We start from the raw sequence: 26,312 nt of genomic DNA on the forward strand, positions 1-26,312 counted from the left end.
AGATGGCAAGAGCAAAGTTTCTCTGCGACGCCGAACGCTGCATCGAATGCAACGCCTGCGTCACGGCATGTAAGAACGAACACGAAGTACCGTGGGGCATCAACCGCCGTAAGGTCGTCACCATTCAGGACGGCCAACCCGGCGAGCGGTCGATCTCGGTTGCGTGTATGCATTGTTCCGATGCGCCCTGTATGGCGGTCTGCCCTGTAGACTGCTTCTACCAGACCGACGACGGTATCGTTCTGCACTCCAAGGACCTGTGCATCGGCTGCGGTTACTGCTTCTACGCCTGCCCCTTCGGCGCGCCGCAGTATCCACAGGCGGGCAACTTCGGGTCGCGCGGCAAGATGGACAAATGTACTTTCTGCGCCGGTGGCCCCGAGGAAAACCACTCCGAAGCGGAATTCCAGAAGTACGGCCGCAACCGGATCGCCGAAGGCAAGCTGCCGATCTGCGCCGAGATGTGTTCGACCAAAGCGCTGCTGGCCGGTGATGGCGATGTCGTCTCGGGCATCTACCGCGAACGCGTTGTCGCGCGCGGCTTTGGCTCGGGCGCTTGGGGCTGGGGCACGGCATACGAGCAAAAGGGCGGCTAATCCCCCTTTCGCATATTCATGCTTTCCTTGGCCCGCTGGCACCTGCTGCTGGCGGGCCAACTATCTTTATCCTGTCGGAGGTCCCGATGACATTGCTGCGCGTTCTGCTGCCTCTCATATTTCTTGTGTCCTTTGCCGGTCTTTCCGCCGCGCAGGACACCTCGGGCGATGCCTCGGTCCTGCAACCGGGCCAACAGTCGCTTGAAGACATCATGGCCCGCCAACGCGGCGAGGACGTGCCCTTTGGGGCCGAGCTTCCCTTACCGCTTGAGGGCAACCCGCCCCCGGCCGAATCTCACCTTGGACCGCTTGGTGGTGCATCCGATGCGGACCTGTGGCGCGAGATCCGGGCGGACGCCCTGCCCGACGCGCGTGCCAGCAACCGCGGACCTGCCGCCAAGGTCCTGATGCAGGACGGTGGCATGTGGTGGCTGAGCTTCCGTCACGGCCCGCTGCTGACCTATGGCAGCCTGCTGTTGGGTGTCACCGTCGTGCTGATGGCAATTTTCTATCTGATCCGCGGGCGTATCCGTATCGAACACGGCCGCGCGGGTATCACCATCGAACGGTTCAAATTCATCGAACGCTTTGGCCACTGGCTGATCGCAAGCTCGTTCATCCTGCTGGCCATCACCGGTCTGGTATCGCTTGCGGGGCGCAAACTGCTGATCCCGCTGTTCGGGCACGAGGCGTTTTCGACCTTTGCCATCGCGGGCAAGTGGATCCACAACAACGTCTCATGGGCCTTTATGCTGGGGCTGGTGATGGTGTTCGTCATGTGGATCGTTCACAACCTGCCGGACCGCACAGACATCAACTGGATCCTCAAGGGCGGCGGCATCTTCGGCAAGGGTCACCCCCCCGCCAAGAAGTTCAACGCCGGTCAAAAGCTGATCTTCTGGGCCGTCATCATTCTGGGCACCTCGATCTCTGTCTCGGGTATTTCGCTGCTCTTCCCGTTCGAATTGACGATGTTCGAACCTACGCTGGCGCTGTTGAATGACATGGGCGTGCCGCAACTGTTGGGGCTTGGCACAATAGACGCCACGCTGACCCCGCAAGAGGAAATGCAATACGCCCAGCTGTGGCACGCCGTTATCAGCTTTGTCCTGATGGCGGTGATCATCGCGCATATCTATATCGGGACACTCGGCATGGAAGGCGCGTTCGAGGCGATGGGGTCCGGCGATGTCGATCTTGAATGGGCCCGCGAGCACCACAGCATCTGGGCCGACGAAGTTGTCGCGAAGCAGGGTAAACCTGCCTCTGGCACGCAGCCGGCAGAGTGATATGATGCACCCAACGCCCCCCACCCAACGTGCCAATGCGCATCAACGAGGTACGGAATGAAAGCTTTTATCACTGCCATCGTCGCCTTGGTCGTTCTTGCTGCGGGCATGAACTTTGCGTTGGACAACGCCGGGTTCTCCGCGGCCGAGCAGACCTCCTCTGATCGCAATGTCCGGCTGGGCGACTAAGACCGCATCCTATGCATAGCAAACTCCGACGGCCCGCCCGATGAATGATATCTGGGCGGGCCTTTCTTCTGCGTTCTGGCTGGTTGTCACCGGCGATCCCGACCTGATCGAGATTACGCTCAGGTCGTTGCAGGTCAGCCTGACGGCGCTGGTCATTGCCTCGACCATCGCGCTGCCCTTCGGCACATGGCTCGCCATCCGCCGTTTCCGCTTCCGCCGAACCGCGATTGCGGTGCTGAACTCCCTCATGGGATTGCCGCCCGTCGTGGTGGGGTTGATCGTCTATCTGCTGCTGTCGCGCGCCGGGCCCTTCGGGGTGCTGGGGCTGCTGTTCACGCCCACGGCGATGATCATTGCGCAGGTCATCATTATCACGCCGCTCATCGCCTCTATCACCCATCAGGCAATGCGTGATCTTTGGGCCGAATACCACGATCTTCTAATCTCGCTGAACACCACCCCGACGCGGCGCATCCTGACGCTGATCTCGGACGGGCGGCGGGCCTTGTTGACGGCGGCGCTGGCAGGCTTTGGTCGCGCCATCGGCGAGGTCGGCGCGATCATGATCGTTGGCGGCAATATCGACCACGCCACCCGCGTGCTGACCACCGCCATCGCGCTGGAAACCGGCAAGGGTGATTTCGCACTCGCGCTTGGTCTGGGCTTTGTGCTGATCGCGCTGGCGCTGAGTGTGAACCTGATCATCCACGCCTTGTCGCGCACGGAAAGAGAGGGCAGATGGTGACCCCCCTGCTGCCCGCCCATATGCGCGACGTCAGTGTGACCCGCCGCGGCAAGCGATTGCTGGGCCCCGTGGACCTGACGCTTGGTAAAACCGGCTTCACAATCCTGCTGGGGCCCAATGGCGCGGGCAAGACGACATTCCTCAAGGCGCTGCATGGGCTTGAACGGCTGTCGACAGGCGCGGTTACATGGGCCGTGCCGGATGACCTCGCGCGGATGCGGCAGGCCTATGTCTTCCAAAGCCCCGTGATGCTGCGCCGGTCGGTGCGCGCCAATCTGGGCTATCCGCTGGCGATACTCGGCCAGCCCAAGGCGCAGGTGAACAAAGCCGTAGAGGCATGGGCGGCTCGCATCGGCCTGACGCCCGCGCTGGATCGCCCCGCGACGGGCTTGTCCGGTGGCGAGAAACAAAAGCTCGCCCTCGCCCGCGCCTTGATCCGCACCCCCGAAATGCTGCTGCTGGACGAACCCTGCGCCAATCTGGATGGCCGGTCCGTCAAGGATATAGAGGCGCTGCTGCAGTCTGCCCATCAGTCAGGGACGCGCATCGTGATGGCGACCCATGATCTGGGTCAGGCACGGCGCCTTGCAACTGAAATATTGTTTCTGTTTAAAGGTCGTATTCACGAGGCTGGCCCGGCGCCCGATGCGTTTGACGCCCCGCAGACCCCGGAATTCAAATCGTTCCTGAATGGAGATATTTTGATATGAAATCCTTGATTACCGCTCTTGTTCTCGCACTTGGCACCACGGCTGCCCAGGCGGACACCATGAAAATGGCTGTCACCACGTCCTTCAACAACTCTGGTCTGTCCGACGTTCTGCTGCCCGCCATCAAAGAAGATCTGGACCTTGACGTACAACTGCTGATCGTCGGCACCGGTCAAGCCTTGCGGTTGGGTGAAGCGGGCGACGTCGATGCCATTCTGGTGCACTCCAAGAAAGCCGAAGAGGCCTTTGTCGCCGACGGCTATGGCACTCACCGCCGCGAGATCATGTATAATGATTTCGTCCTGATCGGCCCAAATGACGACCCCGCCGCGATCGCAGAGGCAGAGGCTGCTAAGGGCGCACTGGTCAAGATCGAAGCGGCCGAGGCACCTTTCGTAAGCCGTGGCGACGACAGCGGCACCCACAAGAAAGAGCTGTCGCTTTGGGCCGGTGCCGATCTAGACCCCGCGACATTCGGTGAATGGTACAAAGCTGTCGGCGCGGGCATGGGCGCGAGCCTCAACACCGCTGCAGGGATGGGTGCCTATATCATGTCCGACCGCGCAAGCTGGCTGAACTTTGACAACAAGGCCGATCTGGCAATCCTCTTTGCGGGCGATCCGGTGCTGTTCAACCAATATGCCTATATTCCGGTGAACCCCGAGAAACACGCGCATGTGAACAAAGACGCCGCGGCCCAGTTGGAAGACTGGCTGGTCGGCGACCGCGCCAAAGACCTGATCGACAGCTATACGATCAACGGCGAAAAGCTGTTCACCTTTAACGCCGAGCAGTGATTTAAACGGTTTGAGAACCTCGCCAAGCGCGGTATCAAACCGTATGAAATCATTGATTATCCATATGTCCACCAGCACCGCGCGGCACGCCAATGTCGCGCGGTTGCTGCAGGATCTGCCCGATGCGCAGGTCGTCGAAGCGGTGAATGGCCGCGACCCTGCGCAGGTCGCAGATGTGCGCACCCACTCTGGCAACCTGCACAGCCCGTCCTATCCCTTCGCCCTGACACCGGCCGAGATCGGCGTCTTTCAAAGCCATCGCAAATGCTGGCAGATGATCGTCGATCAGGGCTGGGATTACGCGATGATTGTCGAGGATGACCTCGCCGTGTCGCGGCCAGAGCTGGAGCGCGCGTTGCAGCTTATCCACCAGAATATGACGCCCGATATGTACCTGCGCCTGCCGCTCAAGATGCGAGAGCTGCCCGCAGATGTCGTGGCGCGTGACGGGGATATGGCATTGATCCTGCCCAAGCGGATCGGCTTGCAGTGTTGCTGTCAGGTGGTGGGGCGTGACGCCGCGCAGCGCTTGCTTGACGGATCGACCCAGATTGACCGCCCTGTCGATACATGGCTGCAGATGCATTGGGTGACGGGGCAAAAGCTCCATGCCCTGCTTCCCAACGGGCTAAGCGAAATCGCCAATCAGATCGGCGGGTCAACCATCCAGCAAAAAACCCGCACCAGCGGCAAGCTGATGCGGGGATTCAAGCGAGCGTGGTATCGCACGCAGATTAAATTGCGACCTCAGAGAGCCTGAGATCCGCGCTTAGCTGGGCGCTTTGGTGGTGCGCAGGTAGGGCAGGATCTTGTTGAAGTCGCCGAATTTCACCTTGGCGTCATCGTCTGACAGGGTCGCGGGTATGATCACGTCGTCGCCGACATTCCAGTTCGCCGGTGTCGCCACGCCCTTGCCAGTCGAGGTTTGCAGGCCGTCCAGCGCGCGCAGAACCTCGGCAAAGTTGCGGCCCACGGTCATCGGGTAGGTCATCGACAGCTTCAGCTGCTTGTCCGGCCCGATGATGAACACGGCGCGAACAGTGGCGCTGTCGTTGGGGGTGCGGCCATCGGGCATATAGGCGTCGGCAGGCAGCATGTCGAAGGCTTTGGCAACGGTCAGGTCGTTATCCGCGATGATCGGAAAGCCCGCTTTGGCACCGGCGAAGGTCTCGATATCGCTTTTCCATTTCTTGTGCTCTTCAACACCGTCCACGGAAATGCCCATCACCTTGGTGCCGCGCTTTTCCCATTCGTCGGCAAGCTGTGCGACCGCCCCGAATTCGGTGGTGCAGACCGGCGTGAAATCCTTGGGGTGCGAAAACAGGATCGCCCAGCTGTCGCCCACCCAGTCGTGCAGGCTGATCGTGCCCTGATCGGTTTCGACAGTCAGATCGGGGATGGTATCGTTGATGCGCAAGGACATAATATTCTCCGGCTTCATGGTTTCGGTTTGTCGTTCTCCACTTATGTAAGACGTTGCGCTGCCGGTTTCACCCCCTCACTTGCGGGTCCCCAAATGTGGTGACATGGTACGCGCAAGAGGCTGGGGGAAACGTCCCCGGCACCGCATGACAAAAGGAGTTTTCCCATGCTGGAGAAGCGCGAGTTTTACATCAACGGTGAATGGGTATCCCCCGCCAAGCCGAATGACTATCACGTGATCGACCCCACCACAGAGGAGCCCTGCGCGGTCATCTCGCTTGGGGATCAGGCAGATACCGATGCCGCGGTTGCTGCCGCCAAGGCCGCCCTGCCGGGCTGGATGGCGACGCCTCCGGCGGAACGCATCGCCCTGCTGGAAAAGCTGCTAGAGGTCTATCAGGCCCGCGCCGAAGATCTGGCCAAAGCAATGAGCACGGCCATGGGTGCGCCGATGGATCTGGCCCGCACATCGCAGGTTGGTGCTGGCTCTTACCATCTGAGCAACTTCATCAAGGCCGCGAAAGAGTTCAAATTTGAACAGCCGCTTGGCGATCACGCCCCGAATGACCGGATCATCCGCGAAGCCGTGGGCGTTGCCGGTCTGATCACGCCGTGGAACTGGCCGATGAACCAGATCACGCTCAAGGTCGGCGCGGCGATTGTATCGGGCTGCACGATGGTGCTGAAACCTTCCGAGGAAAGCCCGCTGGACGCGATGATCTTTGCCGAACTGATTGACGAGGCAGGCTTCTCCAAAGGGGTATTCAACCTTGTGAACGGCGATGGCGTCGGTGTCGGCAGCCAGATGTCGTCGCATAAAGACATCGACATGATCAGCTTCACCGGATCGACCCGCGCGGGCACGCTGATCTCGAAGGCGGCGGCGGATACGCTGAAAAAGGTCCACCTTGAACTGGGTGGCAAAGGCGCGAACATCGTCTTTAACGATGCGGATGACAAGGCGGTCAAACGCGGCGTACTGCATATGATGAACAACACCGGCCAGTCGTGTAACGCCCCCAGCCGTATGCTGGTGCAGTCGGATGTCTATGACAAAGCCGTCGAAGAAGCAGGCGCTGTTGCGTCGCAGGTTACCGTTGGTCCTGCCTCCGAAGATGGGCGTCATATCGGCCCCGTTGTGAATGAATCGCAGTTCAACAAGATTCAGGATCTGATCCAGAAGGGCATCGACGAAGGCGCGCGTTTGGTCGCAGGTGGCACCGGACGGCCCGATGGCCTGAACCGTGGCTTCTTTGTCAAACCCACGGTCTTTGCTGACGTGACCCCCGACATGACCATCGCGCGCGAGGAAATCTTTGGGCCGGTTCTGTCGATCATGAAGTTCGACAGCGAGGAGCAAGCGGTCCAGATCGCCAATGACACGGTTTACGGCCTGACGAACTATGTCCAGTCGCAAGATGGCGAGCGTCGCAACCGTCTGGCGCGTCAACTGCGGTCGGGCATGGTCGAGATGAACGGCCAAAGCCGCGCCGCAGGGTCGCCCTTTGGCGGCATGAAGCAATCGGGCAATGGCCGCGAGGGTGGCATGTACGGGATCGAGGACTTTACCGAGATCAAGGCCGTCTCTGGCTGGGCCGCTGAATAGCTGTCCTTTGGCATCGCCCACAAACACCAAGGCCACCCTTCGGGGTGGCCTTTTTCGTCTGCGCCCTATGGCCTTTAGAACGGTGCCTTGGCGCGGATCTTGGTCGAATGCCCGCCCTGAGGATGGTTGAACCGCAGCTCCTCTGAATGGAGCATCAGGCGCGGATACGCCAACGCGGGCCCCGTGGCGTAAAACGGATCGCCCAGAATCGGATGGCCGAGGCTCAGCATATGCACCCGCAGCTGATGGCTGCGCCCTGTCTTGGGGCTAAGGCGCACCCGCGCGGTGTCGCCTTCGTCTTTCAGCACACGCCAGTCGGTTTGTGCGGGTTTACCCGTTTCATGGCAGACCATCTGGCGCGGGCGGTTCGGCCAATCCACGATCAGCGGCAGATCGATGGTCCCGGTCTTTTCCTGCGGCACCCCCCAGACACGCGCGACATAGGTCTTGCGCGTCATCCGCTTTTCAAACTGCAATCCCAGATGGCGCTGCGCATGGGGCGTCAGCGCAAAGATCATCACGCCCGAGGTGTCCCGATCCAGACGATGCACCAGCAGCGCATCCGGAAATGCATCCTGCACCCGCGCGATCAGACAATCGGCCAGATGCGGCCCTTTGCCTGGCACCGACAGCAAGCCCGCGGGCTTGTCGACCAGCAACACTTCGGCGTCTTCATGCAGGACAACCAGCGGATCTTGGGGCGGATTATATTCTGTTTCCATAAGTGTCCGTCTCAGATGTAGGGTAGGTTTTCAAGCCAATCTGTACCAAAGGACCCGGAATGCATCCTACTATTACCAAGATGATTGATGTTGTCGCCAAGGGAGATTCGGAAAAGATCGCCCCGTTGCTGGCGGAAGACGTCACCTTCATGCCGCCGACATATTACAAGACCTGGACCGGCCGCGCCCCTGTGGCAGCGGTCCTGGGGCACGTCGGCAATGTCTTTAGCGATTTCAAGTACCGCCGAATCATGGGGGAAGGCACAGATTGGGCGCTGGAGTTCCAGTGCAAGATCGGGGATCTGGATGCCGTTGGCGTCGACCTGATCACCTTGGGTGACGACGGTCTGATCGCCAAATTCGAGGTGGTGATGCGCCCCTATAAATCCATCGGAGCCCTACGCGAGGCGATGAACGCACGGGTGATGAAAGACCCCAGCTTCCTCGCCTTCAAGGACGCGCTGTCCTGAGCGAATGATATAAGGATCGAGGGGCGCAACATGTCTGCGCCCCTCCTAGCCCCTGATCAAGCCGGTTTGTGCCGCATCTGCCGGAACAGCGAGATCGAATAGATCACCAGCGCACCCCAGATCAGCGGAAAGGCAATCATGCGCGCCCGCCCAAAGGGTTCGTCAAAGACCAGCACCGCGCAAAGGAAGATCATCGTCGGCGCGATATACTGCAAGATACCGATGGTCGACAGCCGCAGCCGCTTGGCTCCGTTGGCGTAAAAGATCAGCGGCACCGCCGTGACCACGCCGCAGCCCACCAGCATCCACGTATTAAACGGCACGCCCTGACCAAAGTGGTTTTGCCCCGTCATGATCAGGTAAACCAGATAGGCCAGCGCGGGGGCGAGCAGGATCAAGACCTCAAGCAGGAAACCCTGGTTTGGCCCGATCGGCAGCCGCTTTTTCGCCAGCGCGTAAAGCCCGAAGGTGAGCGTCAGGCTCAGCGCGACCCAAGGAAAGCGACCGGAATCAAGCGTCAGGATCGCGACGGCGACGGCCGCCAGCCCGATTGCCGCAAGCTGAAGTCTCGACAGACGCTCCCCAAGCAGCAGCCCGCCCAGCAAGATGCTGAACAACGGGTTGATGTAATACCCCAAGGCCGCGTCCAGCGCATGACCCGAGTTCACCGCCCAGATGTAGATACCCCAGTTGACCGAGATCAGCGTCGCCGTGACACAGCCCATTGCCAGCGTGCGCGGCGACCGGAACGCCTCGCGCAGGGTGGCGGTGCGCCCCAGAAGGATCAGCACCAATGCGCCCACGGGCACTGACCAGATGACCCGATGCACGACAATCTCTGCTGCGGGAATATGGGCGATGGCCTTCATGTACAGCGGCAGAAACCCCCAAAGACCGTAGGCCCCGATCGCAAAGGCAAGCCCTTGGGGCGTGTCCTCGGGCGGGGCGGGCTGGGTGTTGGAAAGGGTATCTGGGTTGCGCATATCGTGTCTCCTTGGGGTCTGCTTACGCCCGCAGGACCGCAGGGGCCAGAGGGAAAGACTGACCCAAGGGCACTTGCCCCAGAGGCGCGCGGGATCAGCCCTTGATCACCCCTTAGGCATCGGCGTATGCGCGCTGCCCAACAGCACCCCGTAGATGATAAAGCTGACCGCCATCACGCGGCGGAACCAGACGTTGAACACCGCCCCCAAGGCCGCCCGCCCCAGCCCCGCCCCAAGCGCGGTAAACCCGGTATAGCTGGCCGCGGTCAGGGTCAGCGCCGTCGGCACGATCACGATCATCTGGTCCCAGATCGGGACATCCGGCTGCACGAATTGGCTGAAGGCCGCAAGATATCCGGCGACCGATTTCGGGTTGATCGTCGCAATCGCAAAGGCACGCCAATAGACCGACGCGGCGGGGCGATCCTCCATCACCACAGGCTTGCCCGCCAGGACCAGCCCGCGCACGCCCAGATAGATCAGAAACCCTGCCCCGATCATCTTGGCCACAAAGAACCCCGTGGCCGAGGCCGTCAGCAGCGCCGTCACGCCAATCGCCGACAGCGCAAGAAACAGCGAGGCCTGCGTCAGGATCGCCAGCACCCCGACCATCGCCCGCGCAAAGCCCAGGTTCATCCCGTTGCTGATACAGTTCACCGCGTTCGGCCCCGGCGTGGTGACAAACACCACCCAGAAAAGGGCAAACACGAGCCAAGCGTCAAAGCTCATGACATTTCCTTTAATCTACGGGCAGGATCACCGGCCTAGACGTTTGCGAAAACAGATTTCAAAATCGCGGCGAGTGCATCGGCGTCGGTCTGGTCAAACGCGGCGGGCTGGTTGCTGTCGATATCAAAGACACCCAGCAGCTCTCCGGCGCCGTTCCAGACGGGCAAAACCAGTTCAGACCGCGTGGAGGACGCGCAGGCGATATGGCCCGGAAAGGCATCCACATCCGCAACCAATTGCGTTTCGCCCGTGCGCGCGGCGGCTCCGCACACCCCACGCGCGAAGGGTATCACCAGACAGCCATGCCCGCCCTGATAGGGCCCGATCTTAAGCAGCTCTGGCGCGGTCACACGGTAGAACCCCGTCCAGTCAAAGCGGTCGTCGGCGTGGTGCACCTCGCAGGCGACGGTGGCCATCAGCGCCACGCTGTCGGTTTCGCCATCAGTCAAGGCGTGGAGGGATTTGGAGAGGGTAGGATAGTCAACGCGCATAAAATTGCCTTTTGTTACTGCCGGACCGGGGGGCTGTCTGCCCCCCGACCCCCGAGGATTTAGTCCATTTGGAAAATCAGGGGCGTTCGATCGCAATCGCGGTGCCTTCACCGCCGCCAATGCAGATCGCCGCAATGCCCCGTTTCAGCCCGCGTTTTTCCAGTGCGTTTAGCAGGGTCACGATAATGCGCGCGCCAGAGGCCCCGATGGGGTGGCCAAGCGCACAGGCACCGCCGTTCACGTTCACGATGTCATGGGACAGCCCCATTTCATGCATGAAGGCCAGTGGCACGACGGCAAAGGCCTCGTTCACTTCCCACAGATCAACGTCGTCTTTCTGCCAGCCCAACCGGTCCAGCAGTTTCTGCGCCGCCGGTACGGGCGCGGTGGTGAAAAGCCCCGGTGCCTGCGCGTGACTGGCGTGGCCGAGGATATGCGCGCGGACATTCAACCCTTGGGATTTGGCTGCTGTTTCAGATGCCAGCACCAATGCCGCCGCCCCGTCCGAGATGGAAGACGCATTCGCTGCCGTTACTGTGCCGCCCTCGCGGAAGGCTGGTTTGAGTTCGGGGATCTTCTCGGGTCGTGCGTTGCCGGGCTGTTCATCCACCGAGACGGTGAACGACCCTTTACGCGTTTTCAGGTCAACCGCTGCGATCTCCCCATCGAACGCGCCGCTACTTTGCGCGTCAAGCGCGCGGGACAGAGAGGCCAGCGCATAGTCATCCTGCACGGCGCGGGTGAATTGGAATGTCTCGGCGCAGTCTTCGGCGAAGGTGCCCATCAGGCGGCCCTTGTCATAGGCGTCTTCCAACCCGTCGAGGAACATGTGATCGATCACCTGACCGTGCCCCAACCGTGCGCCGCCGCGCATTTTCGGCAGCACATAGGGCGCGTTTGTCATGCTCTCCATCCCGCCGGCGATCATGGTGTCGGTCTGACCCAAGGCGATCTGGTCGAAGGCGATCATCGCCGCCTTCATCCCGGAACCGCACATCTTGTTCAGCGTTGTGGCCGGCACCTCTTCGCCCAGACCTGCCTTGAAGCCGGCCTGACGCGCGGGGGCCTGGCCCTGCCCTGCGGGCAACACGCAGCCCATCAGCACCTCGTCCACGGAATTGGTGCCGGCACCGTCCAGCGCCGCCTTGATCGCATGCCCCCCCAGATCGGCCGCGGTCAGATCGGCAAAGGCCCCTTGAAACCCGCCCATCGGCGTCCGCGCAGCCCCTGCTATCACGACTTTTTCCATTTCGTCCCCTCCCCGGGAAATGATCATCTTTTGGTAAGGTATCGGCGCTATGCCTTCTGGCGTCCGGGACACCTTGGAGATGACCATATGAAACTCTCGACCAGAACAGAAGGGCAGCTGCACATCATATCCGTGATGGAAGACCGTATTGATGCCGCCGTTGCCCGCGCCTTTAAAGAAGCCATGCGGGATATGATCGAAGATGGGCCACCTGTGGTTATTCTGGATCTGGGGCAGGTGAATTTTATTGATTCCAGCGGGCTTGGCGCGGTGGTGGCGACGCTGAAACTTCTGTTGCCGGACCGCAGCCTGACGCTGGCCGGGCTGACGCCCTCGGTTGATCGGGTGTTCCGATTAACGCGGATGGACAGCGTGTTTCCCCTTTTCCCTACCTTGGACGCCGCATTGGCCGCGCAGGTGCCCGCATGAGCGCCCCGAACCGGAACGAAGGCACAGTCGGTCAGGCGGATACCCCCTATGGCTTCGAGGTGACGTCGGAAGCCTCTGCCGATGCGGTACGCGCGGCCCTTGGTCATATCCGCGATGAGCTGGCCGATCGGGGGCTATCGCAAGAGAACCTCGAGATTGTGGAACTGGTGCTGGCCGAGACGTTGAATAACGTGGTCGAACACGCCTATGCCGGATTGCCCCAAGCAGGGCTGATCGGGGTGCGCGGGGCCTATGCGCCGGATGACTTGCGGTTTCGCATCACCGATCTGGGCAAACCGATGCCGGGGTTCACGCTGCCTATGGGGGAACCGTTTAACGTCTTGGACATCACAGACGATCTTCCAGAAGGGGGATTTGGGTGGGGGTTGATACGACTGCTTAGCTGCGAGCTGGAGTATTCGCGCATGGGCGATATGAACCTGCTGGCGCTGCGCGTGCCTCTGGCCGCAGGGTGACGCCGGCGCTGTGGTTAGCGTTGGCGGTGTCAGGGATAAAGGCGTTAAGTTTTTGGTCACCCCTGCGGCAGCCGCAATCAAAGTTCCGCAATAGCGCCTCAAAGGTTTCATAATTCCGCCCAGCTTTGCGGGCAACATCGGTTCTGTAGCTGCATATGGCTTCCCTCGGCGTTGCGTTTTAATAGCCCCCACCCAGTACGCAACGCCGAGGCACATTTACTGTGCCCGTTCCTCTTATAATTGATTGCCCGCGCGACGTGCGGCGCGCTACGTTCAGCCCAATGACAGCAATCAAGGGCGAATAACCATGCGCGACTTCCACCTTCCCGGACGATCCCCTGTTCTGGCAAGCAATGGCATGTGTGCCACCTCTCATCCTTTGGCTGCGAAGACCGCTGTCGATATTCTTGAGCGGGGCGGCAACGCGATGGATGCCGCGATTGCCGGTGCCGTGCTGCTGGGGATTTGCGAGCCGCAGATGACCGGGATCGGCGGGGATTGCTTTGTGCTGTATTCGCCGGCGGGCAGCGAAGAGGTGCACGCGCTGAACGGATCAGGCCGCGCCCCTGCTGCGTTGGATGCCGCCCATTTGCGGGACGCTGGCGAAAAGACAGTGCCGCTGCGCAGCGCCCATGCCGTGACGATTCCGGGCGCGATTGACGCGTTTTGCCACCTGTCCGGCACCATCGGCACCATGGGTCTGGACACGATACTGGCCCCCGCGATCCGCTATGCCGAAGAAGGCGTGCCCGTGGCGGCACGCGTCGCCTTTGATTGGAGCAATGATGCGGGCACCTTGCAGGGGGCCGCACGCGATTTCTATCTGACCGGCGGCAAGGCCCCAAAGACCGGCGACATCTTCCGCGCCCCCGGTCAGGCCGAAGTGCTGCGCCGCATCGCCAAGTACGGGCGCGATGCCTTCTATACCGGTGAGGTGGCCGAAGATATCGTCGCCTCTCTTAATGCGATGGGGGGCAAGCACACGGCAGAGGATTTCGCCGCCACCGCTTGCACCCCCGGTGAACCGCTCGCATCTACCTATCAGGGCGTCGAGGTACTGGAACATGCGCCGAACGGTCAGGGGGCGACTGCACTGTTGATGATGAACATGCTGTCGCATTTCGACATTGCATCAATGGATCCTTGGGGCGCGGAGCGTGTCCATATCGAGGCGGAAACCGCCAAACTGGCATACGATGCACGAAATCGTTTTCTGGCGGACCCGGACCATACCGCACGTCTGGCGCATATGCTTGCGCCTGAAACGGCGCGGGAGCTGGCGGCGTTGATCGACCCGAAGAAAGCCATGCCCGACCCTGTTGCCCTGTCAGAGGCGGTGCATAAGGATACGATCTATATCACCGTGGTGGACAAGGATGGGATGTCCGTGTCGTTGATCTATTCGATCTTCCACGGTTTCGGGTCGGGCATCGCGTCGGATAAATTCGGTATCCTGCTGCAAAACCGCGGTGCTGGCTTCACCCTTGACCAAGGGCACGCGAACGAGCTGAAGGGCGGCAAGCGGCCGATGCACACGATCATTCCGGGGATGATCAAACGCGATGGTAAGATGATCATGCCCTTTGGCGTGATGGGCGGGGCCTACCAGCCCAATGGCCACGCGCGGTTTGTCTCTAACCTGACGGATTTCGGGCTAGACCCTCAGGCCGCCATCGACGCTCCCCGCGCGTTTTCGGATAAAGGCATCCTGAACGTAGAGCGGGGGTATAGCGACGCAGTTCGCGCCAAGCTTGCCGAGATGGGGCATAAGGTCGAAATTCCAACCACAGCCATCGGCGGCGCGCAGGCGATCCAGCTGCACGACAACGGTTTGCTAGAGGGGGCGAGCGACGCGCGCAAGGATGGGTGTGCCCTGGGCTATTGAACAAGGGCGGCGGGGCGCGGGTCACCCGCGCTTTGCCTCAGTTCAGCTGGAAGTGCAGCGGATAGGCGCCATCGGTGAACGGCCCGAAGAGATCGGGGATATCGGGATGGTCCACAGGTTCGCCCGAGTAATCGGCCACGAGGTTCTGCTCGGACACATAGGCCACGTAATAGCTTTGTTCGTTTTCGGCCAGCAGGTGATAATACGGCTGGTCTTTCTCGGGGCGGCTGTCTTCCGGAATAGCCTCGTACCATTCTTCGGTATTGGCAAATTCGGGGTCCACGTCAAAAATCACCCCTCGGAAGGGATGTTTTTTGTGCCGGACGATCTGGCCCAAGTGGTATTTCGCGCGCGTTCTTATCATAACATCGGTGCACCTACCGTTCGTTCGTAGTCCCTTCAAGGGGCTTTTGTCCAATCCTGCTACGCGTAACCAAGGAAACACTTTGTGAACTTAGCCCTGACAGTGCTTGAAATTGTGGCCCCTGTGTTCTTGCTCGCGGGGATCGGCTTTGCGTGGGTGAAGCTGGGGTTCGAATATCGCATCCAGTTTGTGACCCAGCTGGCGATGACCCTATCGGTGCCCTGTCTGATTTTCGTGTCGCTGATGACAACGCAGATCGACCCCGCCGCGCTGAGCGCTTTGTCACTGGCAACAGTGGCGGCCTATGGCGGGGTAACGCTGCTGGCCGCCGTGATCGTGCGCGTGTTCGGGTTGAACCGGCGGACCTATCTGGCCCCGATGATTTTCGGAAATACCGGCAATCTGGGCCTGCCGCTCGCACTTTTTGCCTTTGGCGACACGGGGTTGGGTTACGCCGTTGTGGTCTTTGCCATTATGGCCATCTGGTCGTTCACTTTTGGAATCTGGCTGGTCGCGGGGTCGGGATCCTTTGGGAAGGTCATCCGTGAACCGCTGGTCTGGGGCACGGCATTGGGCGCACTGTTTCTGGTTCAAGGCTGGGAAACGCCGGTGTTTCTGACCAACACGCTGTCCCTGCTGGGCCAGATGGCGATCCCGATCATGCTGATTACCTTGGGCGTGGCCGTGGCACGACTGTCCCCCGGCGGGATCGGGCGCGCGGTGGTTTTGTCACTGATCAAGCTTGCGATCTGCATCGGCATCGCCGCTTTGGCGGGTTGGTTCTTTGACCTTGATAAAATCGCTTTTGGCGTGCTGGTCTTGCAGGTTGCCACACCGGTGGCGGTGACATCCTACCTACTGGCAGAGAAATACGGTGCGGATGCGGAGTCTGTCGCGGGGCTGGTTGTCGTCTCTACCGTGCTATCGGTTGCCGCTTTACCGCTTATGCTGGGGTTTCTGCTGTAATTTCTGGTGGGCGTCGGCAGGGCAATCTGATAAACTAAATGTAATAAAAACACGATAAAAGCGAGAGGCCGATGAGCAGAACCTTTTGCGCCCTGATAATTGCTGTGCTTTTGGCATCATGTAGTGGCGGCCCGACAAGTGCACCACGAGACCTTGATAATGCATGTGCGATTCTCAAAGAGCGCCCAGAATATTACCGCGCATTCCGTGCAGCTGAACGCCGTTGGGGCGTGCCTGTCCATGTGCAGATGGCGACGATCCATCAGGAAAGCAAATTCATCGCGGACGCCCGTACGCCGTTCCGCTATGTTATCGGTGTGATCCCCATGGGCCGCCAGTCCAGCGCCTTTGGCTACAGCCAAGCGCTTGATGCGACATGGGATGAATATCTGGCCGAAGCTGGCGGTTTCCGTGCCAAGCGCGACCGGATCAACGACGCGTCGGATTTCATGGGGTGGTACATGAATAAGAGCCGCGACAAGAACGGCATCCCCTTGCATGACGCGGAAAACCAGTATCTGGCCTATCATGAAGGCAACACGGGCTATGCGCGCCAAAGCTATAATTCGAAACCCTGGCTGGTCGCCGTGGCGCGCAAGGTGCGTGCGCGCTCCGATATGTACCAGCAGCAGATTGCAGGGTGTCGCCTGTCACGTTGGTAAGCTGACCAACACCGGATAAAGAAAGGGCCCCGAACGTATGTTCGGGGCCCTTTTTCCTTAGCGGTTCACCTGACCGGGGCTGCCCACGTCAAACAGTTTGTTGGGCAGGCTGCCGCCCTTCTGCAGATCGCCCAGAACCACGGTGGTTTTGGTGCCGTTGCCGTCGTTGATGATCCACTGGCGCAGTTCGACTGGGTTGCCGGTGAACTTCAGTTCGATATTGCCATATTCAGGATGCGCGGGGTCTTGGGCGCGCACGGTGGTCGCGGTGCCGTCATAGTTATGACCCGTCACCATCTTGGCCTGACCAAGGTTCACATTCGCGGCCAGAATGATCGACAGCGGCGTCTTGGACAGCGGGTATGTCTCTGCCGGTTGGTTGGATTTCTTGTCGTAGATCACAACCGTATTGCTGCCCGCCACAACAACCCCCGAATCCGGTGCGTTGTATTCAAAGCGCACTTTGCCCGGACGTTTGATGTAAATCGTGCCGGTGCTGATCGAGCCGTCATCGTTGATCTGGGTGAATTCGCCCTTGGCGGTTTTCAGATCGTTAAGATAGCCGGAAATCGCGTTCAGCGGCAGTTTGTCGGCGGCGGCGGGCATCACAGCTGCCAACCCCAGACCAATGGCCAGAACGGTGGTGGTAACAAAACGCATTATAGTCTTCCTATTCTTATTCCAGTGCCTTGCCTTCGACATAGGGCTTCGCGTCATGATATACGATATCACGCAGCAGGATATCGCCTAACACGCCCGAAATGCAAAAGGGGCTGGCCTGTTCCCAAGCCAACCCCCGGCGTCGCAATGACGTTCCGATTATTTTTGCGCGCTACCCCTGTTCAGGTATCAGGATCTCGCGCTTGCCTACGTGGTTGGCTGGCGAAACAAGGCCCGCATCCTCCATCTGTTCGACCAGACGCGCGGCTTTGTTATAGCCGATGCCCAGTTTGCGTTGGATGTAGGATGTCGAACACTTGCGGTCTTTTGCCACGATCGCCACGGCCGTATCATATTGCGCGTCTTCGCTGTCGGTATTGCCGCCCAGACCTAGAACCGCGTCGATGCTGCCCTCTTGGTCATCGGATGGCCCTTCAACGACGCCCGACACATAATCAGGTTCACCATAGGCCTTGAGGTGGTTCACGATCTCTTCGACTTCTTCGTCGCTGACGAAGGGGCCGTGGCAGCGCACGATCTTGGACCCGCCCGCCATATAGAGCATGTCACCCATGCCGAGCAGCTGTTCGGCCCCCATCTCGCCCAGAATCGTGCGGCTGTCGATCTTGGAGGTCACCTGGAAGGAAATCCGCGTCGGGAAGTTCGCCTTGATCGTGCCGGTGATGACATCGACGGAAGGACGCTGTGTCGCCATGATCAGGTGAATACCCGAGGCCCGCGCCATCTGTGCCAGACGCTGGATGCAGGCTTCGATCTCTTTGCCCGCGACCATCATCAGGTCGGCCATCTCGTCCACGATCACGACGATATAGGGCAGCGCTTCGGGCTTGAATTCATCCGTCTCGAAAATCGGCTCGCCCGTATCTTCGTCAAAGCCGGTCTGGACGGTGCGGCTGAACATCTCTCCCTTGGCCAGGGCCTCGCGGACGCGACCGTTATAGCCTTCGATGTTACGCACGCCCATCTTGGACATCTTGCGATAGCGCTCTTCCATCTCGCCCACGGTCCACTTCAGCGCGACAACGGCCTTTTTCGGGTCGGTCACAACGGGGGACAGCAGGTGTGGGATACCGTCATAGACCGACAGTTCCAGCATCTTGGGGTCGATCATGATCATCCGGCATTCTTCCGGCGTCAGCTTGTACAGCAGCGACAGGATCATTGTGTTGATCGCAACGGATTTACCCGAACCGGTGGTCCCCGCGATCAGCAGGTGAGGCATCTTGGCAAGGTTCGCGACCACAGGGTCACCGCCAATGTCTTTGCCCAAGGCCAGCGGCAGACGCATGGTGCTGTCGCCGAAATCACGCGCGGCGAGGATTTCGCGCAGCACAACTTTCTCGCGGTTCTCGTTAGGTAGTTCGATGCCAATCACGCTGCGGCCCGGCACGGTGGACACACGCGCCGACAATGCCGCCATAGAGCGCGCGATATCGTCCGCCAGACCGATCACACGGCTCGCCTTGAGGCCCGGAGCCGGTTCCAGTTCGTACATGGTGACAACGGGGCCCGGACGAACAGCGACGATTTCACCCTTCACGCCATAGTCATCCAGCACGTTTTCCAGCATGCGCGCGTTTTCTTCCAGCGCGTCGTCGCTCAGGTGCAGACGTTCGACATTATCCGGGCTTTCCAGCAGGTTCAGCGGCGGCAGTTCAAATCCGGGATGCGTGTCTTCAAAGGTCAGCGCAGGCTGTGCCTCGGCCTGAGCCTGTTTGCTGGGATGTACCGGTTTGCGCATCTGCGGCTGCACCACCTTGCGCGGCTGAGCCACGGGGATCTGCATGGCCGGTTCCCGCTCTGCCTCTTGCAGTGGCAGGTGGCTATCGGTCATCGGTTCATCATCCAGAACCGCCATATCTGCATCATGATCCGGTTCGGAGGGGGTAAGCTCGAGCACGGGGCGTTCCGCGACCAAAGGTGCACGGCTCGCGGTTAAAGGCGGCTCCGCCCGAGTAGGGGAGGGGGCCGGCGCACCGGTCAAGGGCGGCTCTTCGCGGCGGGCACCACGGGCGGTGGTATCCAGCAGCAGCGGATCAGGGCCACGGCCGCGACCACGGGTCAAGGGGGCGGTGGTCGCCGTATGCACAGCCCCACCGGTACGCACGCGGCTTTTAATCACATCGGCAATCTTGGATTTGATACGGTCGCTGCTGGGGGCTTCGTCCAGTTCGGGTTCAGCCCATGTTTCGACCAGTTCAGGTTCCGGCAGCGGGTCGGCGCGTTTGACCAGCGTCGGCATTTTCGACAGGAGGCCGGTTTTTGGCGCAGGTGCAGGCGCATCACTATAGGCCAGTTCGTCGTCATAGTACCCTTGGCTGGCGGCGAATTCCGCGTTCTCCTCGGCCTCGACCCGGTTGCGTTCGCGGCGTTCAAGCTGGCGGGCCTGAATGCCCTGCGCGGCGGCAACCGCCCCCGACGCACCACGCCCCAGAAGGGTCATCAATCCGGCATAAGCCATGATCAGCCCGACCAGCATGAAGCGGAACAGACGTTGCAGTTCAAGCCGGGTGAAGCCAACAACAAAGGCACCAAAAGCAAGGATCGCCACGCCCATCAACAGCGACATCAGCTTGATCGTAAAGGTCGACCCGATCGGCAGGACGGTCAGGATCACGCCCATAACCGTGTCGCCAAACAGCCCGCCTAGCCCAAAACTATGGGTTTGCAGCCAAGCCGCATCTGGCGTCAGCGTCGCCCCGTAGATCGAACACAAGGCGACGGCAATCGGGGCAAAGATCAAACGGCCCACGGCGCGCTCCTCGCCGCGGTGCAGGGCAAATCGTGCGCCCCAGGCCAGCAGGATTGCCGCGACAGACCACGCGCCCCAACCCACGATCATGAACAAAGGCGCGGCCAGCGACGCGCCCATGCGCCCCAGCCAGTTCTGCACCGGCGCATCGGTAGAGACCATAAAGTTGGGATCGTCAGGGGTGTAGCTGCCGATCATCATGGCGGCCATAAGGCCCAGGGCGATCAGCCCGAGGCCCAGCAGCTCCTTGCCGCGTTTTTCGATCGCTTCGGCCATGTTGGTGTCTAGCAAAGGGTCGCGCCCACGTGTCTGATATGCCATTGCTCTGATCCCTCGTCTTATTCTGGATAGAGACAGCGGCGGATCGCTTCGATCCCGCGCGTTGTCTCTTCTTTTGCGGCGACCATCGCCACCCGAATATATTGTTTCCCGGGGTTTTCGCCGTTCACGCTTTGCGCCAGATAGCCGCCCGGCAGCACCCGCACGCCGGTCTCACGCCAAAGTTTCAGCGCCGCAGCTTCGTCGTCTTCCACCGGCAGCCACAAAAAGAACCCTGCCTCGGGGCTTTGGTACCCGGGGACGTTGCCGAGAATACGGTCGGCGACCTCGTACTTTTCGATGTAAAGCGCGCGGTTCTCGGCCACATGGGCTTCGTCGTCCCAGACCGCAGCCGACGCCGCTTGCAGTGGCAACGGCAGCGGTGCACCAGCATAGTTCCGCAGCTGCTTGATCTCGCGCATGGTATTGGCACCCGAGGCGACAAAGCCGGACCGCAGCCCGGGCAGGTTCGACCGTTTCGACAGCGAATGGAAAATAACCACTCGATCCGGATCAGCGCCGACCTCTTGCGCGACCTGCAACGCACCGACGGGCGGCGTGTCGCGGTAGATTTCGGAATAGCATTCATCCGCGAAAATTTTGAAATCGTATTTTTCCGCCAGCGCGATCAGATCGGCCCAATACGCACGGGTGGCCACGGCCCCCTGCGGGTTGGCGGGCGAGCAGATATAGGCCGCGGTGGTCCGGTTCAGTACATCTTCGGGCAGGCTGGCAAAATCGGGCAGATGCCCTGTTTCGCGCGTAGCAGGCACCATCACCGGATCAGCGGCACCGGAAATCGCGGCGATCATATAGACCTGATAGAACGGGTTCGGCATCAGAATGGCGGGCTTCTGGCCATTCTTTGTCTCGGGACAAGTCGCCATGACGGCGTTGTACAGTCCTTCGCGGGTGCCGTTCAGCGGCATCACCTGCGTGTCCGCATCCACATCCACACCGTAGCGCCGTTTCATCCATCCGGCAATCGCGCCGCGCAACTGGGGCGTGCCGTCATTGGCGGGGTAGCTGTTAAATCCGGCGGCATTTTCGGAGATCACATCGGTGACCCATGCCGGAAAAGCATGTTTCGGCTCGCCAATCGTCATGTGGATCGGCGTGCCACCGCCTTCATGCGCATCAAGCAATGCGCGCAGGCGCGGCCACGCGTGGGCCGGAAGGTTCGAAAACCGCTCGGGGTACATCATTTCACTGCCTCGGGTTCGGGATCATTCACGCCCCGTTTGTTCCAGAGTACCCAAGGGCTTGCCCCGCGTCCAGACATTGCAGGACGCAGGGCAAGGTTTGTGTCATTTAGGCCAATGCCTCTTCGGCGGCTGCGGCAATGCGCAGCAGGTGCTCTTCGCCAAAGGGCTGGCCCATCAGCATGATCCCGCAGGATGGGGTGCCCGTGGGCAGGGTCACCGCCGCCAGCCCCATAAGATTCCCGATACGCGTGTTGCGCAGGGTCATGAGGTTGGCCGAGACGTAATAGTCATGCTCGGCTTCCAGCCGGTCCAGCTTGGGGGGTAACAGCGGTGCGGTGGGGATCAGCACCGCGTCATAGCCCGCCACAGCTTTCACATAGGCCGCGCGGATCTGGTCGATCTTGGCCCAGGCTGCCACATAATCGGGGCCGGAGTGGGATTTACCCAGACGGAACCTTTCAAGGATTTCGCCGTACATCGCATCCGGGTTCGCCTCGATCACGTCGCGCCACAGGCCGTAGGCTTCGGCGGTGTAAAGGCACCCGCTCAGCGGCATCGCCTCTTTGATCGGGTCGAAATCGATGTCCTCGATCACCGCCCCCGCTTCCTTCAGCCGCGCGACGGCATCGTCGAAAGCCGCTGCGGGGGCGTCTTCGATATCGTCGAACGCCACAGTTCGCAGGATCGCAAAGCGACGCCCTTCGATGTCGGTGCTGCCCATGTCCATCGGCTTGGCCCCTTCGGTGAGCGCCAGCAGCAGGCTCGCATCCTCGACCGAGCGGCAAAGCGGGCCGACCGTGTCGAACTTGGCAGCCAGCGGCACGGTCCCCTCAAGCGACACACGGCCCGAGGTGGTTTTCAGCCCCACAAGATCGTTCCACGCGGCAGGCACCCGCACCGATCCGCCGGTATCCGACCCGATCGCCGCCGCCGCCAGACCGAAAGCGACAGAAGCCGCAGCCCCGGACGACGACCCGCCCGACACGGCAGCTTCATCGTTCACGCAAGGGGGGGTGGCGGTGCTGGGGTTATATCCGAGCCCCGAAAACGCCAGCTCGCTCATATGGGTCTTGCCCAGACAGACCAACCCCATCGCGGTGGCATTTGCCAACACGCGCGCGTCGCGGTCCGGCACGCGATCTTTCAGCAGGGCGCTGCCCGCCTCTGTCGCGATCCCGGCGGTGTCGAACAGGTCTTTCCAGCTGATCGGCACCCCGTCCAGTGGCGACAAGCGCTGCCCCGCACGCGCGCGTTCCCGCGCGGCACCGGCCTCGGCCAGGGCCCGTTCGGCGGTCACGCGGGCATAGATACGATCCCGCAGGGGGTGGGTGTCGATCGCGTCAAGATAGGTCTGACACAGCACAACAGGGTCGATCTGGCCGTCCCCGATGCCCCGTCCCAAATCTGCGGCTGTCATGGTTAACCACTCTTGCATGTTGCTTCCTCGAATAATGCTTTGGAAAAGGGACGGTAGCGACGCCAGCGCGCATGGACAATCCCTGCTGCACGCCCATATCTAAAGCTATGGATTTTGATACAGATATCGCAATCGTCGGTGGTGGGCTGAATGGCCCGACACTTGCCTTGGCTTTGGCGCAGATCGGGCTGCGGGTCACGTTGATAGACAGGCTGCCCGCTGCCACGCGGGAAGATGCGGCGTTTGACGGGCGATCCTATGCGCTGGCGTTGACCTCGACACGGATGCTGGGGGCGCTCGGGATCTGGGAGGGCGTGAAACCCCACGCGCAACCGATGCTCGAGATCAAAGTGACGGACGGGCGCGCGGGCGAAGGCCCCTCCCCTTTCTTCATGCATTTCGATCACGCAGAGATCGAAGAAGGGCCAATGGGCCATATGGTCGAGGACCGCCACCTGCGCCGCGCATTGGCAGAGGCGGTGAGCGCTGACGCCCGGATCACGCGGCTGGACGGCGAAACGGTCATCGCGCAAGACGCCGCCCCGGCGGGCGCCACCCTGACGTTTGAAGGCGGTAAGACCCTGCGCACGCGTCTGGTGGTCGGCGCGGATGGTCGCGCCTCGGGCACCGCTACGCGGGCGGGAATCAAACGCATCGGCTGGGATTATGCGCAAACCGCGCTGGTCTGCGCCATCGCCCATGAAAAACCGCATCACGGGGTCGCGCATCAGTTCTTTATGCCCCCCGGTCCGCTGGCGATCCTGCCGCTGACCGAAAACCGGTCCTCCATCGTCTGGAGCGAGACCGCCGCCAACGCAGCGCATATCCACGCGCTGCCGGACGAGGGATACCTCGACGTGCTTCGCCCGCGCTTTGGCGATTTTCTGGGCGAGATTTCCCTTGCCGGTGCGCGGTACACTTACCCGCTGAGCCTATCGCTGGCGCATTCGATGGTGGCCACGCGCGTAGCGCTGCTGGGGGATGCCGCCCACGGGGTGCACCCGATTGCCGGTCAGGGGTTGAACGCCGGCATGCGCGATGTCGCCGCGCTGGCAGAGGTGATCGCTGATGCGCAACGGCGCGGGCAGGATGTCGGCAGCATCACAGTGCTCGAGCAATATCAGCTGTGGCGTCGCTTTGATAACACCGCGCTGGCATTGGCGACGGACAGCTTCAACCGGCTGTTTTCCAACGACAACCCGCTGCTGCGTCTTGCACGTGATGTGGGGATGGCGGCGATTAACGCCCTGCCCGATGCCCGTCGCGGTTTCATGCGCGAGGCGGCGGGGCTGACGGGCACCCTGCCCCGTCTGATGCAGGGTAAGGCGCTTTAGGAGGCCGCCTACCCCCGCCGTGTCAGTCGATAACCCGCGCTTCGTCCACCAGCATCACGGGGATACCGTTGCGGATCGGATAGGCAAGACCGGCCGCGTCCGAGATCAGCTCTTGCTTGTCGGCGTCATAGGTCAGGCGCATCTGCGTGCGGGGGCAAATCAGCGCCTCTAGCATGCGGCGGTCGAATGGTATCTCTTCGGCGTTCAATTCATCATCTCCCCTTCTTGACCACCCCGCAGGGTGTATTCGATCAACGTCAGCAACGTCTCGCGTCGGGTAGAGAGGGATGGTGCCTCAAGCAAGGCCTGTTTGTCTTCGCAGTCAAGATCCAGCATCATCGACAGTGAATTGATCAACAGTTCATCGTCGGCCTCTTGCAACGTATCCCAATCTGCCGACAGGTTACGCGCGTCGAAGTAACGGCCAAGCGTGTTCAGAAAATTATCGCGGTCGAAACTGCTGTCCTGTTCATCCTTGCCCAGATCGCGTTCAAACCCGTCCCAGTTGACATCGCAACGGCGGTAGGGCGCGAAGCCTTCGACCTCTTTCACCACCCGAAAACGCGAGATCCCCGCGAGGGTGATCATATAGCGCCCGTCCTCTGTCTCGGAGAACTGGGTGATCCGCCCTGCGCAGCCGATGGTTTGCAGCCCCGGACCGTCGCGCCCCGGCACCACATTGGGCTGCACCATGCCGATCAACCTCCCCGGCGTTTTCAGACTGTCTTCGATCATCTGCAGATAGCGCGGTTCAAAGATGTGCAGCGGCAACCGCGAGCGCGGTAGCAGCAATGCGCCCGACAACGGGAAGATCGCGATTGTGTCTGGCAGGTCCGATTGCTGTATCATGATAGCATACCTAGGGCGCGCACAGCCTTATGCAAATATCATAGAGCTAAGTTTACGACGACCATTCAGCGCAATCGGATCATTGGGTTTCAACGCCTCGAAAATGGTGAACAATTGCGTCTTGGCGGCCCCGTCATTCCATTCACGATCCTTGCCGAAAAGCGTCAGCAGTTGATCCACAGCGGCTTGCGTGTCGCCATGCGCATAAAGCGCCTGCGCCAGATCGAAACGCGCCTGTATGTCATCAGGATTGGCATCCACCGCCGCCTGAAGCTCTGCCACGGGGCCCGCATCGGCTGCCTGTCGTGCCAGTTGAAGCTGCGCATGCGCGGCCTCAAGCTCGGGCGTTTTCGAGATTTCGATGGGTGCGCCGTTCAGATGCGCCTCGGCCTGATCAAGCTGATCCAGCGCGATATAGGCACGCACCATCCCACCATAAGCACCGGCGTGGTTCGGGTCTTCGCCCAGGATCGCGGCAAAGGTATCAAGCGCGTCTTGCGCCGCCCCTTCAGCCAGCATGTCATCCGCCGCGGCCACGGCCTCGGACAGTTCTTCCCCAGGGGCTTCGCCGCCGCCCGCTTTGATCACGCGGTCGATGAACGCCTTGATCTCGGACTGTGGCAGGGCCCCTTGAAACCCGTCAACCGGCTGGCCCTTGAAGAAAGCATAAACGGTCGGGATCGACTGGATCTGCAACTGGCCTGCGATCTGTTGGGCCTCGTCAACGTTGATCTTGACCATCTTGACCGCGCCTTTGGCAGCGCGCACCGCGTCTTCAAGCATCGGGCCAAGGGTCTTACACGGGCCGCACCACGGGGCCCAGAAATCGACAATCACCGGCACCGTTTGCGATGCCTCGACAACATCAGCCATGAAGGTCGCTTCGCTCGTGTCTTTGATCAGATCGGCATCACCGGCACCGGCGGGGGAAAGGTTCAAATCCATCATATCAAAATCCTCGCTTGGGGTTGCCCTT

General features: G+C 60.9%; 29 protein-coding genes. 15 read left to right on the forward strand and 14 right to left on the reverse strand.

Annotation, left to right across the window (positions count from 1 at the left end; genetic code table 11):
• The first annotated feature begins 2 nt into the window (after positions 1-2).
• The 7 genes from fdh3B (at position 3) to GLP43_RS01100 (ending at position 5,086) form a co-directional block, all read left to right on the forward strand.
• The gene (gene fdh3B / locus GLP43_RS01075) at positions 3-596 is read left to right on the forward strand and encodes a formate dehydrogenase FDH3 subunit beta (protein ID WP_005850298.1); all 594 of its coding nucleotides are present in this window, start codon (positions 3-5) and stop codon (positions 594-596) included.
• An 86-nt stretch (positions 597-682) separates the two neighbouring features.
• A complete protein-coding gene (locus GLP43_RS01080; protein WP_237277865.1) occupies positions 683-1,885 on the forward strand; it encodes a formate dehydrogenase subunit gamma in 1,203 nt (400 codons plus the stop codon).
• Between the two features lie 57 nt (positions 1,886-1,942).
• Positions 1,943-2,074, forward strand: coding sequence for a hypothetical protein (locus GLP43_RS16305; protein ID WP_272903163.1), 132 nt, complete (start codon positions 1,943-1,945; stop codon positions 2,072-2,074).
• A gap of 40 nt (positions 2,075-2,114) precedes the next feature.
• Positions 2,115-2,819 (forward strand): ABC transporter permease, encoded by a 705-nt coding sequence (locus tag GLP43_RS01085; RefSeq protein ID WP_037942756.1) that lies wholly within the window; start codon positions 2,115-2,117, stop codon positions 2,817-2,819.
• A complete protein-coding gene (locus GLP43_RS01090; protein WP_237277866.1) occupies positions 2,813-3,529 on the forward strand; it encodes an energy-coupling factor ABC transporter ATP-binding protein in 717 nt (238 codons plus the stop codon). The genes GLP43_RS01085 and GLP43_RS01090 overlap by 7 nt, the downstream gene beginning before the upstream one ends.
• Positions 3,526-4,326, forward strand: a complete 801-nt coding sequence (locus GLP43_RS01095) for a substrate-binding domain-containing protein (protein WP_237277867.1) — start codon at positions 3,526-3,528, stop codon at positions 4,324-4,326. The genes GLP43_RS01090 and GLP43_RS01095 overlap by 4 nt, the downstream gene beginning before the upstream one ends.
• A 43-nt stretch (positions 4,327-4,369) precedes the next feature.
• Positions 4,370-5,086 carry a glycosyltransferase family 25 protein gene (locus tag GLP43_RS01100; RefSeq protein WP_237277868.1) on the forward strand — a complete coding sequence of 239 codons (717 nt, stop codon included), beginning with the start codon at positions 4,370-4,372 and terminating at the stop codon, positions 5,084-5,086.
• 9 nt (positions 5,087-5,095) lie between these two features.
• Here the strand turns inward: GLP43_RS01100 and GLP43_RS01105 are convergent, their stop codons facing one another.
• The gene (locus tag GLP43_RS01105) at positions 5,096-5,749 is read right to left on the reverse strand and encodes a peroxiredoxin (protein WP_237277869.1); all 654 of its coding nucleotides are present in this window, start codon (positions 5,747-5,749) and stop codon (positions 5,096-5,098) included.
• Between the two features lie 165 nt (positions 5,750-5,914).
• On the opposite strand from GLP43_RS01105, the gene GLP43_RS01110 reads away from it, so the two are divergent.
• Entirely contained in the window at positions 5,915-7,354 is a 1,440-nt protein-coding gene (locus tag GLP43_RS01110) for an aldehyde dehydrogenase family protein (protein WP_237277870.1), read from the forward strand.
• A 74-nt stretch (positions 7,355-7,428) separates the two neighbouring features.
• Here GLP43_RS01110 and GLP43_RS01115 read toward each other — a convergent pair whose 3' ends face one another.
• On the reverse strand, positions 7,429-8,076 hold the full coding sequence (locus tag GLP43_RS01115) for an RluA family pseudouridine synthase (protein ID WP_005850315.1): 648 nt from the start codon (positions 8,074-8,076) through the stop codon (positions 7,429-7,431).
• Between the two features lie 59 nt (positions 8,077-8,135).
• On the opposite strand from GLP43_RS01115, the gene GLP43_RS01120 reads away from it, so the two are divergent.
• Positions 8,136-8,546, forward strand: coding sequence for a nuclear transport factor 2 family protein (locus tag GLP43_RS01120; protein WP_037942746.1), 411 nt, complete (start codon positions 8,136-8,138; stop codon positions 8,544-8,546).
• A 56-nt stretch (positions 8,547-8,602) separates the two neighbouring features.
• Here GLP43_RS01120 and rarD read toward each other — a convergent pair whose 3' ends face one another.
• From rarD to GLP43_RS01140, 4 genes are all read right to left on the reverse strand, one after another.
• Entirely contained in the window at positions 8,603-9,529 is a 927-nt protein-coding gene (rarD, locus tag GLP43_RS01125; protein ID WP_237277871.1) for an EamA family transporter RarD, read from the reverse strand.
• A 105-nt stretch (positions 9,530-9,634) separates the two neighbouring features.
• On the reverse strand, positions 9,635-10,258 hold the full coding sequence (locus tag GLP43_RS01130; RefSeq protein ID WP_005850320.1) for a LysE family translocator: 624 nt from the start codon (positions 10,256-10,258) through the stop codon (positions 9,635-9,637).
• A 35-nt stretch (positions 10,259-10,293) separates the two neighbouring features.
• Entirely contained in the window at positions 10,294-10,749 is a 456-nt protein-coding gene (locus tag GLP43_RS01135) for a GAF domain-containing protein (protein WP_237277872.1), read from the reverse strand.
• Between the two features lie 76 nt (positions 10,750-10,825).
• The gene (locus GLP43_RS01140; protein WP_237277873.1) at positions 10,826-11,998 is read right to left on the reverse strand and encodes a thiolase family protein; all 1,173 of its coding nucleotides are present in this window, start codon (positions 11,996-11,998) and stop codon (positions 10,826-10,828) included.
• Positions 11,999-12,085: 87 nt separating this feature from the next.
• On the opposite strand from GLP43_RS01140, the gene GLP43_RS01145 reads away from it, so the two are divergent.
• From GLP43_RS01145 to GLP43_RS01155, 3 genes are all read left to right on the forward strand, one after another.
• Positions 12,086-12,427, forward strand: a complete 342-nt coding sequence (locus tag GLP43_RS01145) for an STAS domain-containing protein (RefSeq protein WP_037942734.1) — start codon at positions 12,086-12,088, stop codon at positions 12,425-12,427.
• Entirely contained in the window at positions 12,424-12,903 is a 480-nt protein-coding gene (locus GLP43_RS01150) for an ATP-binding protein (RefSeq protein WP_237277874.1), read from the forward strand. Before GLP43_RS01145 ends, GLP43_RS01150 begins: the two co-directional genes overlap by 4 nt.
• Positions 12,904-13,210: 307 nt before the next feature.
• Positions 13,211-14,788 (forward strand): gamma-glutamyltransferase family protein, encoded by a 1,578-nt coding sequence (locus tag GLP43_RS01155; protein WP_237277875.1) that lies wholly within the window; start codon positions 13,211-13,213, stop codon positions 14,786-14,788.
• A 37-nt stretch (positions 14,789-14,825) separates the two neighbouring features.
• Here the strand turns inward: GLP43_RS01155 and hspQ are convergent, their stop codons facing one another.
• Positions 14,826-15,152, reverse strand: coding sequence for a heat shock protein HspQ (hspQ, locus tag GLP43_RS01160; protein WP_005850331.1), 327 nt, complete (start codon positions 15,150-15,152; stop codon positions 14,826-14,828).
• An 84-nt stretch (positions 15,153-15,236) separates the two neighbouring features.
• Between hspQ and GLP43_RS01165 the strand changes: the two genes are divergently transcribed.
• Positions 15,237-16,118: an AEC family transporter gene (locus GLP43_RS01165; protein ID WP_237277876.1), complete on the forward strand. Its 882-nt coding sequence runs from the start codon at positions 15,237-15,239 to the stop codon at positions 16,116-16,118.
• Positions 16,119-16,189: 71 nt separating this feature from the next.
• Positions 16,190-16,780, forward strand: coding sequence for a transglycosylase SLT domain-containing protein (locus GLP43_RS01170; protein WP_174226590.1), 591 nt, complete (start codon positions 16,190-16,192; stop codon positions 16,778-16,780).
• A gap of 57 nt (positions 16,781-16,837) precedes the next feature.
• On the opposite strand, the gene GLP43_RS01175 is transcribed toward GLP43_RS01170, so the two are convergent.
• The 4 genes from GLP43_RS01175 to GLP43_RS01190 form a co-directional block, all read right to left on the reverse strand.
• Entirely contained in the window at positions 16,838-17,440 is a 603-nt protein-coding gene (locus GLP43_RS01175; protein ID WP_237277877.1) for a LolA family protein, read from the reverse strand.
• 172 nt (positions 17,441-17,612) lie between these two features.
• Entirely contained in the window at positions 17,613-20,534 is a 2,922-nt protein-coding gene (locus GLP43_RS01180) for a DNA translocase FtsK (RefSeq protein ID WP_237277878.1), read from the reverse strand.
• Positions 20,535-20,551: 17 nt separating this feature from the next.
• Complete coding sequence (locus GLP43_RS01185) at positions 20,552-21,733, reverse strand: aminotransferase class I/II-fold pyridoxal phosphate-dependent enzyme (RefSeq protein ID WP_237279899.1); 1,182 nt, start codon at positions 21,731-21,733, stop codon at positions 20,552-20,554.
• A 109-nt stretch (positions 21,734-21,842) separates the two neighbouring features.
• Positions 21,843-23,171: an amidase gene (locus GLP43_RS01190; RefSeq protein WP_237277879.1), complete on the reverse strand. Its 1,329-nt coding sequence runs from the start codon at positions 23,169-23,171 to the stop codon at positions 21,843-21,845.
• 89 nt (positions 23,172-23,260) lie between these two features.
• Between GLP43_RS01190 and GLP43_RS01195 the strand changes: the two genes are divergently transcribed.
• Complete coding sequence (locus GLP43_RS01195; protein ID WP_237277880.1) at positions 23,261-24,487, forward strand: FAD-dependent monooxygenase; 1,227 nt, start codon at positions 23,261-23,263, stop codon at positions 24,485-24,487.
• A 22-nt stretch (positions 24,488-24,509) separates the two neighbouring features.
• Here the strand turns inward: GLP43_RS01195 and GLP43_RS01200 are convergent, their stop codons facing one another.
• The 3 genes from GLP43_RS01200 to trxA are packed head-to-tail and all read right to left on the reverse strand — an operon-like array spanning position 24,510 to position 26,284.
• Entirely contained in the window at positions 24,510-24,662 is a 153-nt protein-coding gene (locus GLP43_RS01200) for a Trm112 family protein (protein ID WP_180829218.1), read from the reverse strand.
• A gap of 29 nt (positions 24,663-24,691) precedes the next feature.
• Positions 24,692-25,336, reverse strand: a complete 645-nt coding sequence (locus GLP43_RS01205; protein ID WP_005850355.1) for an LON peptidase substrate-binding domain-containing protein — start codon at positions 25,334-25,336, stop codon at positions 24,692-24,694.
• A gap of 27 nt (positions 25,337-25,363) precedes the next feature.
• Positions 25,364-26,284, reverse strand: a complete 921-nt coding sequence (gene trxA, locus GLP43_RS01210) for a thioredoxin (protein WP_237277881.1) — start codon at positions 26,282-26,284, stop codon at positions 25,364-25,366.
• Positions 26,285-26,312: the final 28 nt, after the last annotated feature.

Origin of the sequence: Sulfitobacter sp. M39, from assembly GCF_021735935.1 — a bacterium.
Classification (GTDB): Bacteria; Pseudomonadota; Alphaproteobacteria; order Rhodobacterales; family Rhodobacteraceae; genus Sulfitobacter.

Excerpts from the sequence above, each read along its gene's own strand:
- fdh3B (WP_005850298.1), top strand. The coding sequence starts at position 3 with ATGGCAAGAGCAAAGTTTCTCTGCGACGCCGAACGCTGCATCGAATGC.
- GLP43_RS01080 (WP_237277865.1), top strand. The coding sequence starts at position 683 with ATGACATTGCTGCGCGTTCTGCTGCCTCTCATATTTCTTGTGTCCTTT.
- GLP43_RS16305 (WP_272903163.1), top strand. The coding sequence starts at position 1,943 with ATGAAAGCTTTTATCACTGCCATCGTCGCCTTGGTCGTTCTTGCTGCG.
- GLP43_RS01085 (WP_037942756.1), top strand. The coding sequence starts at position 2,115 with ATGAATGATATCTGGGCGGGCCTTTCTTCTGCGTTCTGGCTGGTTGTC.
- GLP43_RS01090 (WP_237277866.1), top strand. The coding sequence starts at position 2,813 with ATGGTGACCCCCCTGCTGCCCGCCCATATGCGCGACGTCAGTGTGACC.
- GLP43_RS01095 (WP_237277867.1), top strand. The coding sequence starts at position 3,526 with ATGAAATCCTTGATTACCGCTCTTGTTCTCGCACTTGGCACCACGGCT.
- GLP43_RS01100 (WP_237277868.1), top strand. The coding sequence starts at position 4,370 with ATGAAATCATTGATTATCCATATGTCCACCAGCACCGCGCGGCACGCC.
- GLP43_RS01105 (WP_237277869.1), bottom strand. The coding sequence starts at position 5,749 with ATGTCCTTGCGCATCAACGATACCATCCCCGATCTGACTGTCGAAACC.
- GLP43_RS01110 (WP_237277870.1), top strand. The coding sequence starts at position 5,915 with ATGCTGGAGAAGCGCGAGTTTTACATCAACGGTGAATGGGTATCCCCC.
- GLP43_RS01115 (WP_005850315.1), bottom strand. The coding sequence starts at position 8,076 with ATGGAAACAGAATATAATCCGCCCCAAGATCCGCTGGTTGTCCTGCAT.
- GLP43_RS01120 (WP_037942746.1), top strand. The coding sequence starts at position 8,136 with ATGCATCCTACTATTACCAAGATGATTGATGTTGTCGCCAAGGGAGAT.
- rarD (WP_237277871.1), bottom strand. The coding sequence starts at position 9,529 with ATGCGCAACCCAGATACCCTTTCCAACACCCAGCCCGCCCCGCCCGAG.
- GLP43_RS01130 (WP_005850320.1), bottom strand. The coding sequence starts at position 10,258 with ATGAGCTTTGACGCTTGGCTCGTGTTTGCCCTTTTCTGGGTGGTGTTT.
- GLP43_RS01135 (WP_237277872.1), bottom strand. The coding sequence starts at position 10,749 with ATGCGCGTTGACTATCCTACCCTCTCCAAATCCCTCCACGCCTTGACT.
- GLP43_RS01140 (WP_237277873.1), bottom strand. The coding sequence starts at position 11,998 with ATGGAAAAAGTCGTGATAGCAGGGGCTGCGCGGACGCCGATGGGCGGG.
- GLP43_RS01145 (WP_037942734.1), top strand. The coding sequence starts at position 12,086 with ATGAAACTCTCGACCAGAACAGAAGGGCAGCTGCACATCATATCCGTG.
- GLP43_RS01150 (WP_237277874.1), top strand. The coding sequence starts at position 12,424 with ATGAGCGCCCCGAACCGGAACGAAGGCACAGTCGGTCAGGCGGATACC.
- GLP43_RS01155 (WP_237277875.1), top strand. The coding sequence starts at position 13,211 with ATGCGCGACTTCCACCTTCCCGGACGATCCCCTGTTCTGGCAAGCAAT.
- hspQ (WP_005850331.1), bottom strand. The coding sequence starts at position 15,152 with ATGATAAGAACGCGCGCGAAATACCACTTGGGCCAGATCGTCCGGCAC.
- GLP43_RS01170 (WP_174226590.1), top strand. The coding sequence starts at position 16,190 with ATGAGCAGAACCTTTTGCGCCCTGATAATTGCTGTGCTTTTGGCATCA.
- GLP43_RS01175 (WP_237277877.1), bottom strand. The coding sequence starts at position 17,440 with ATGCGTTTTGTTACCACCACCGTTCTGGCCATTGGTCTGGGGTTGGCA.
- GLP43_RS01180 (WP_237277878.1), bottom strand. The coding sequence starts at position 20,534 with ATGGCATATCAGACACGTGGGCGCGACCCTTTGCTAGACACCAACATG.
- GLP43_RS01185 (WP_237279899.1), bottom strand. The coding sequence starts at position 21,733 with ATGTACCCCGAGCGGTTTTCGAACCTTCCGGCCCACGCGTGGCCGCGC.
- GLP43_RS01190 (WP_237277879.1), bottom strand. The coding sequence starts at position 23,171 with ATGCAAGAGTGGTTAACCATGACAGCCGCAGATTTGGGACGGGGCATC.
- GLP43_RS01195 (WP_237277880.1), top strand. The coding sequence starts at position 23,261 with ATGGATTTTGATACAGATATCGCAATCGTCGGTGGTGGGCTGAATGGC.
- GLP43_RS01200 (WP_180829218.1), bottom strand. The coding sequence starts at position 24,662 with ATGCTAGAGGCGCTGATTTGCCCCCGCACGCAGATGCGCCTGACCTAT.
- GLP43_RS01205 (WP_005850355.1), bottom strand. The coding sequence starts at position 25,336 with ATGATACAGCAATCGGACCTGCCAGACACAATCGCGATCTTCCCGTTG.
- trxA (WP_237277881.1), bottom strand. The coding sequence starts at position 26,284 with ATGATGGATTTGAACCTTTCCCCCGCCGGTGCCGGTGATGCCGATCTG.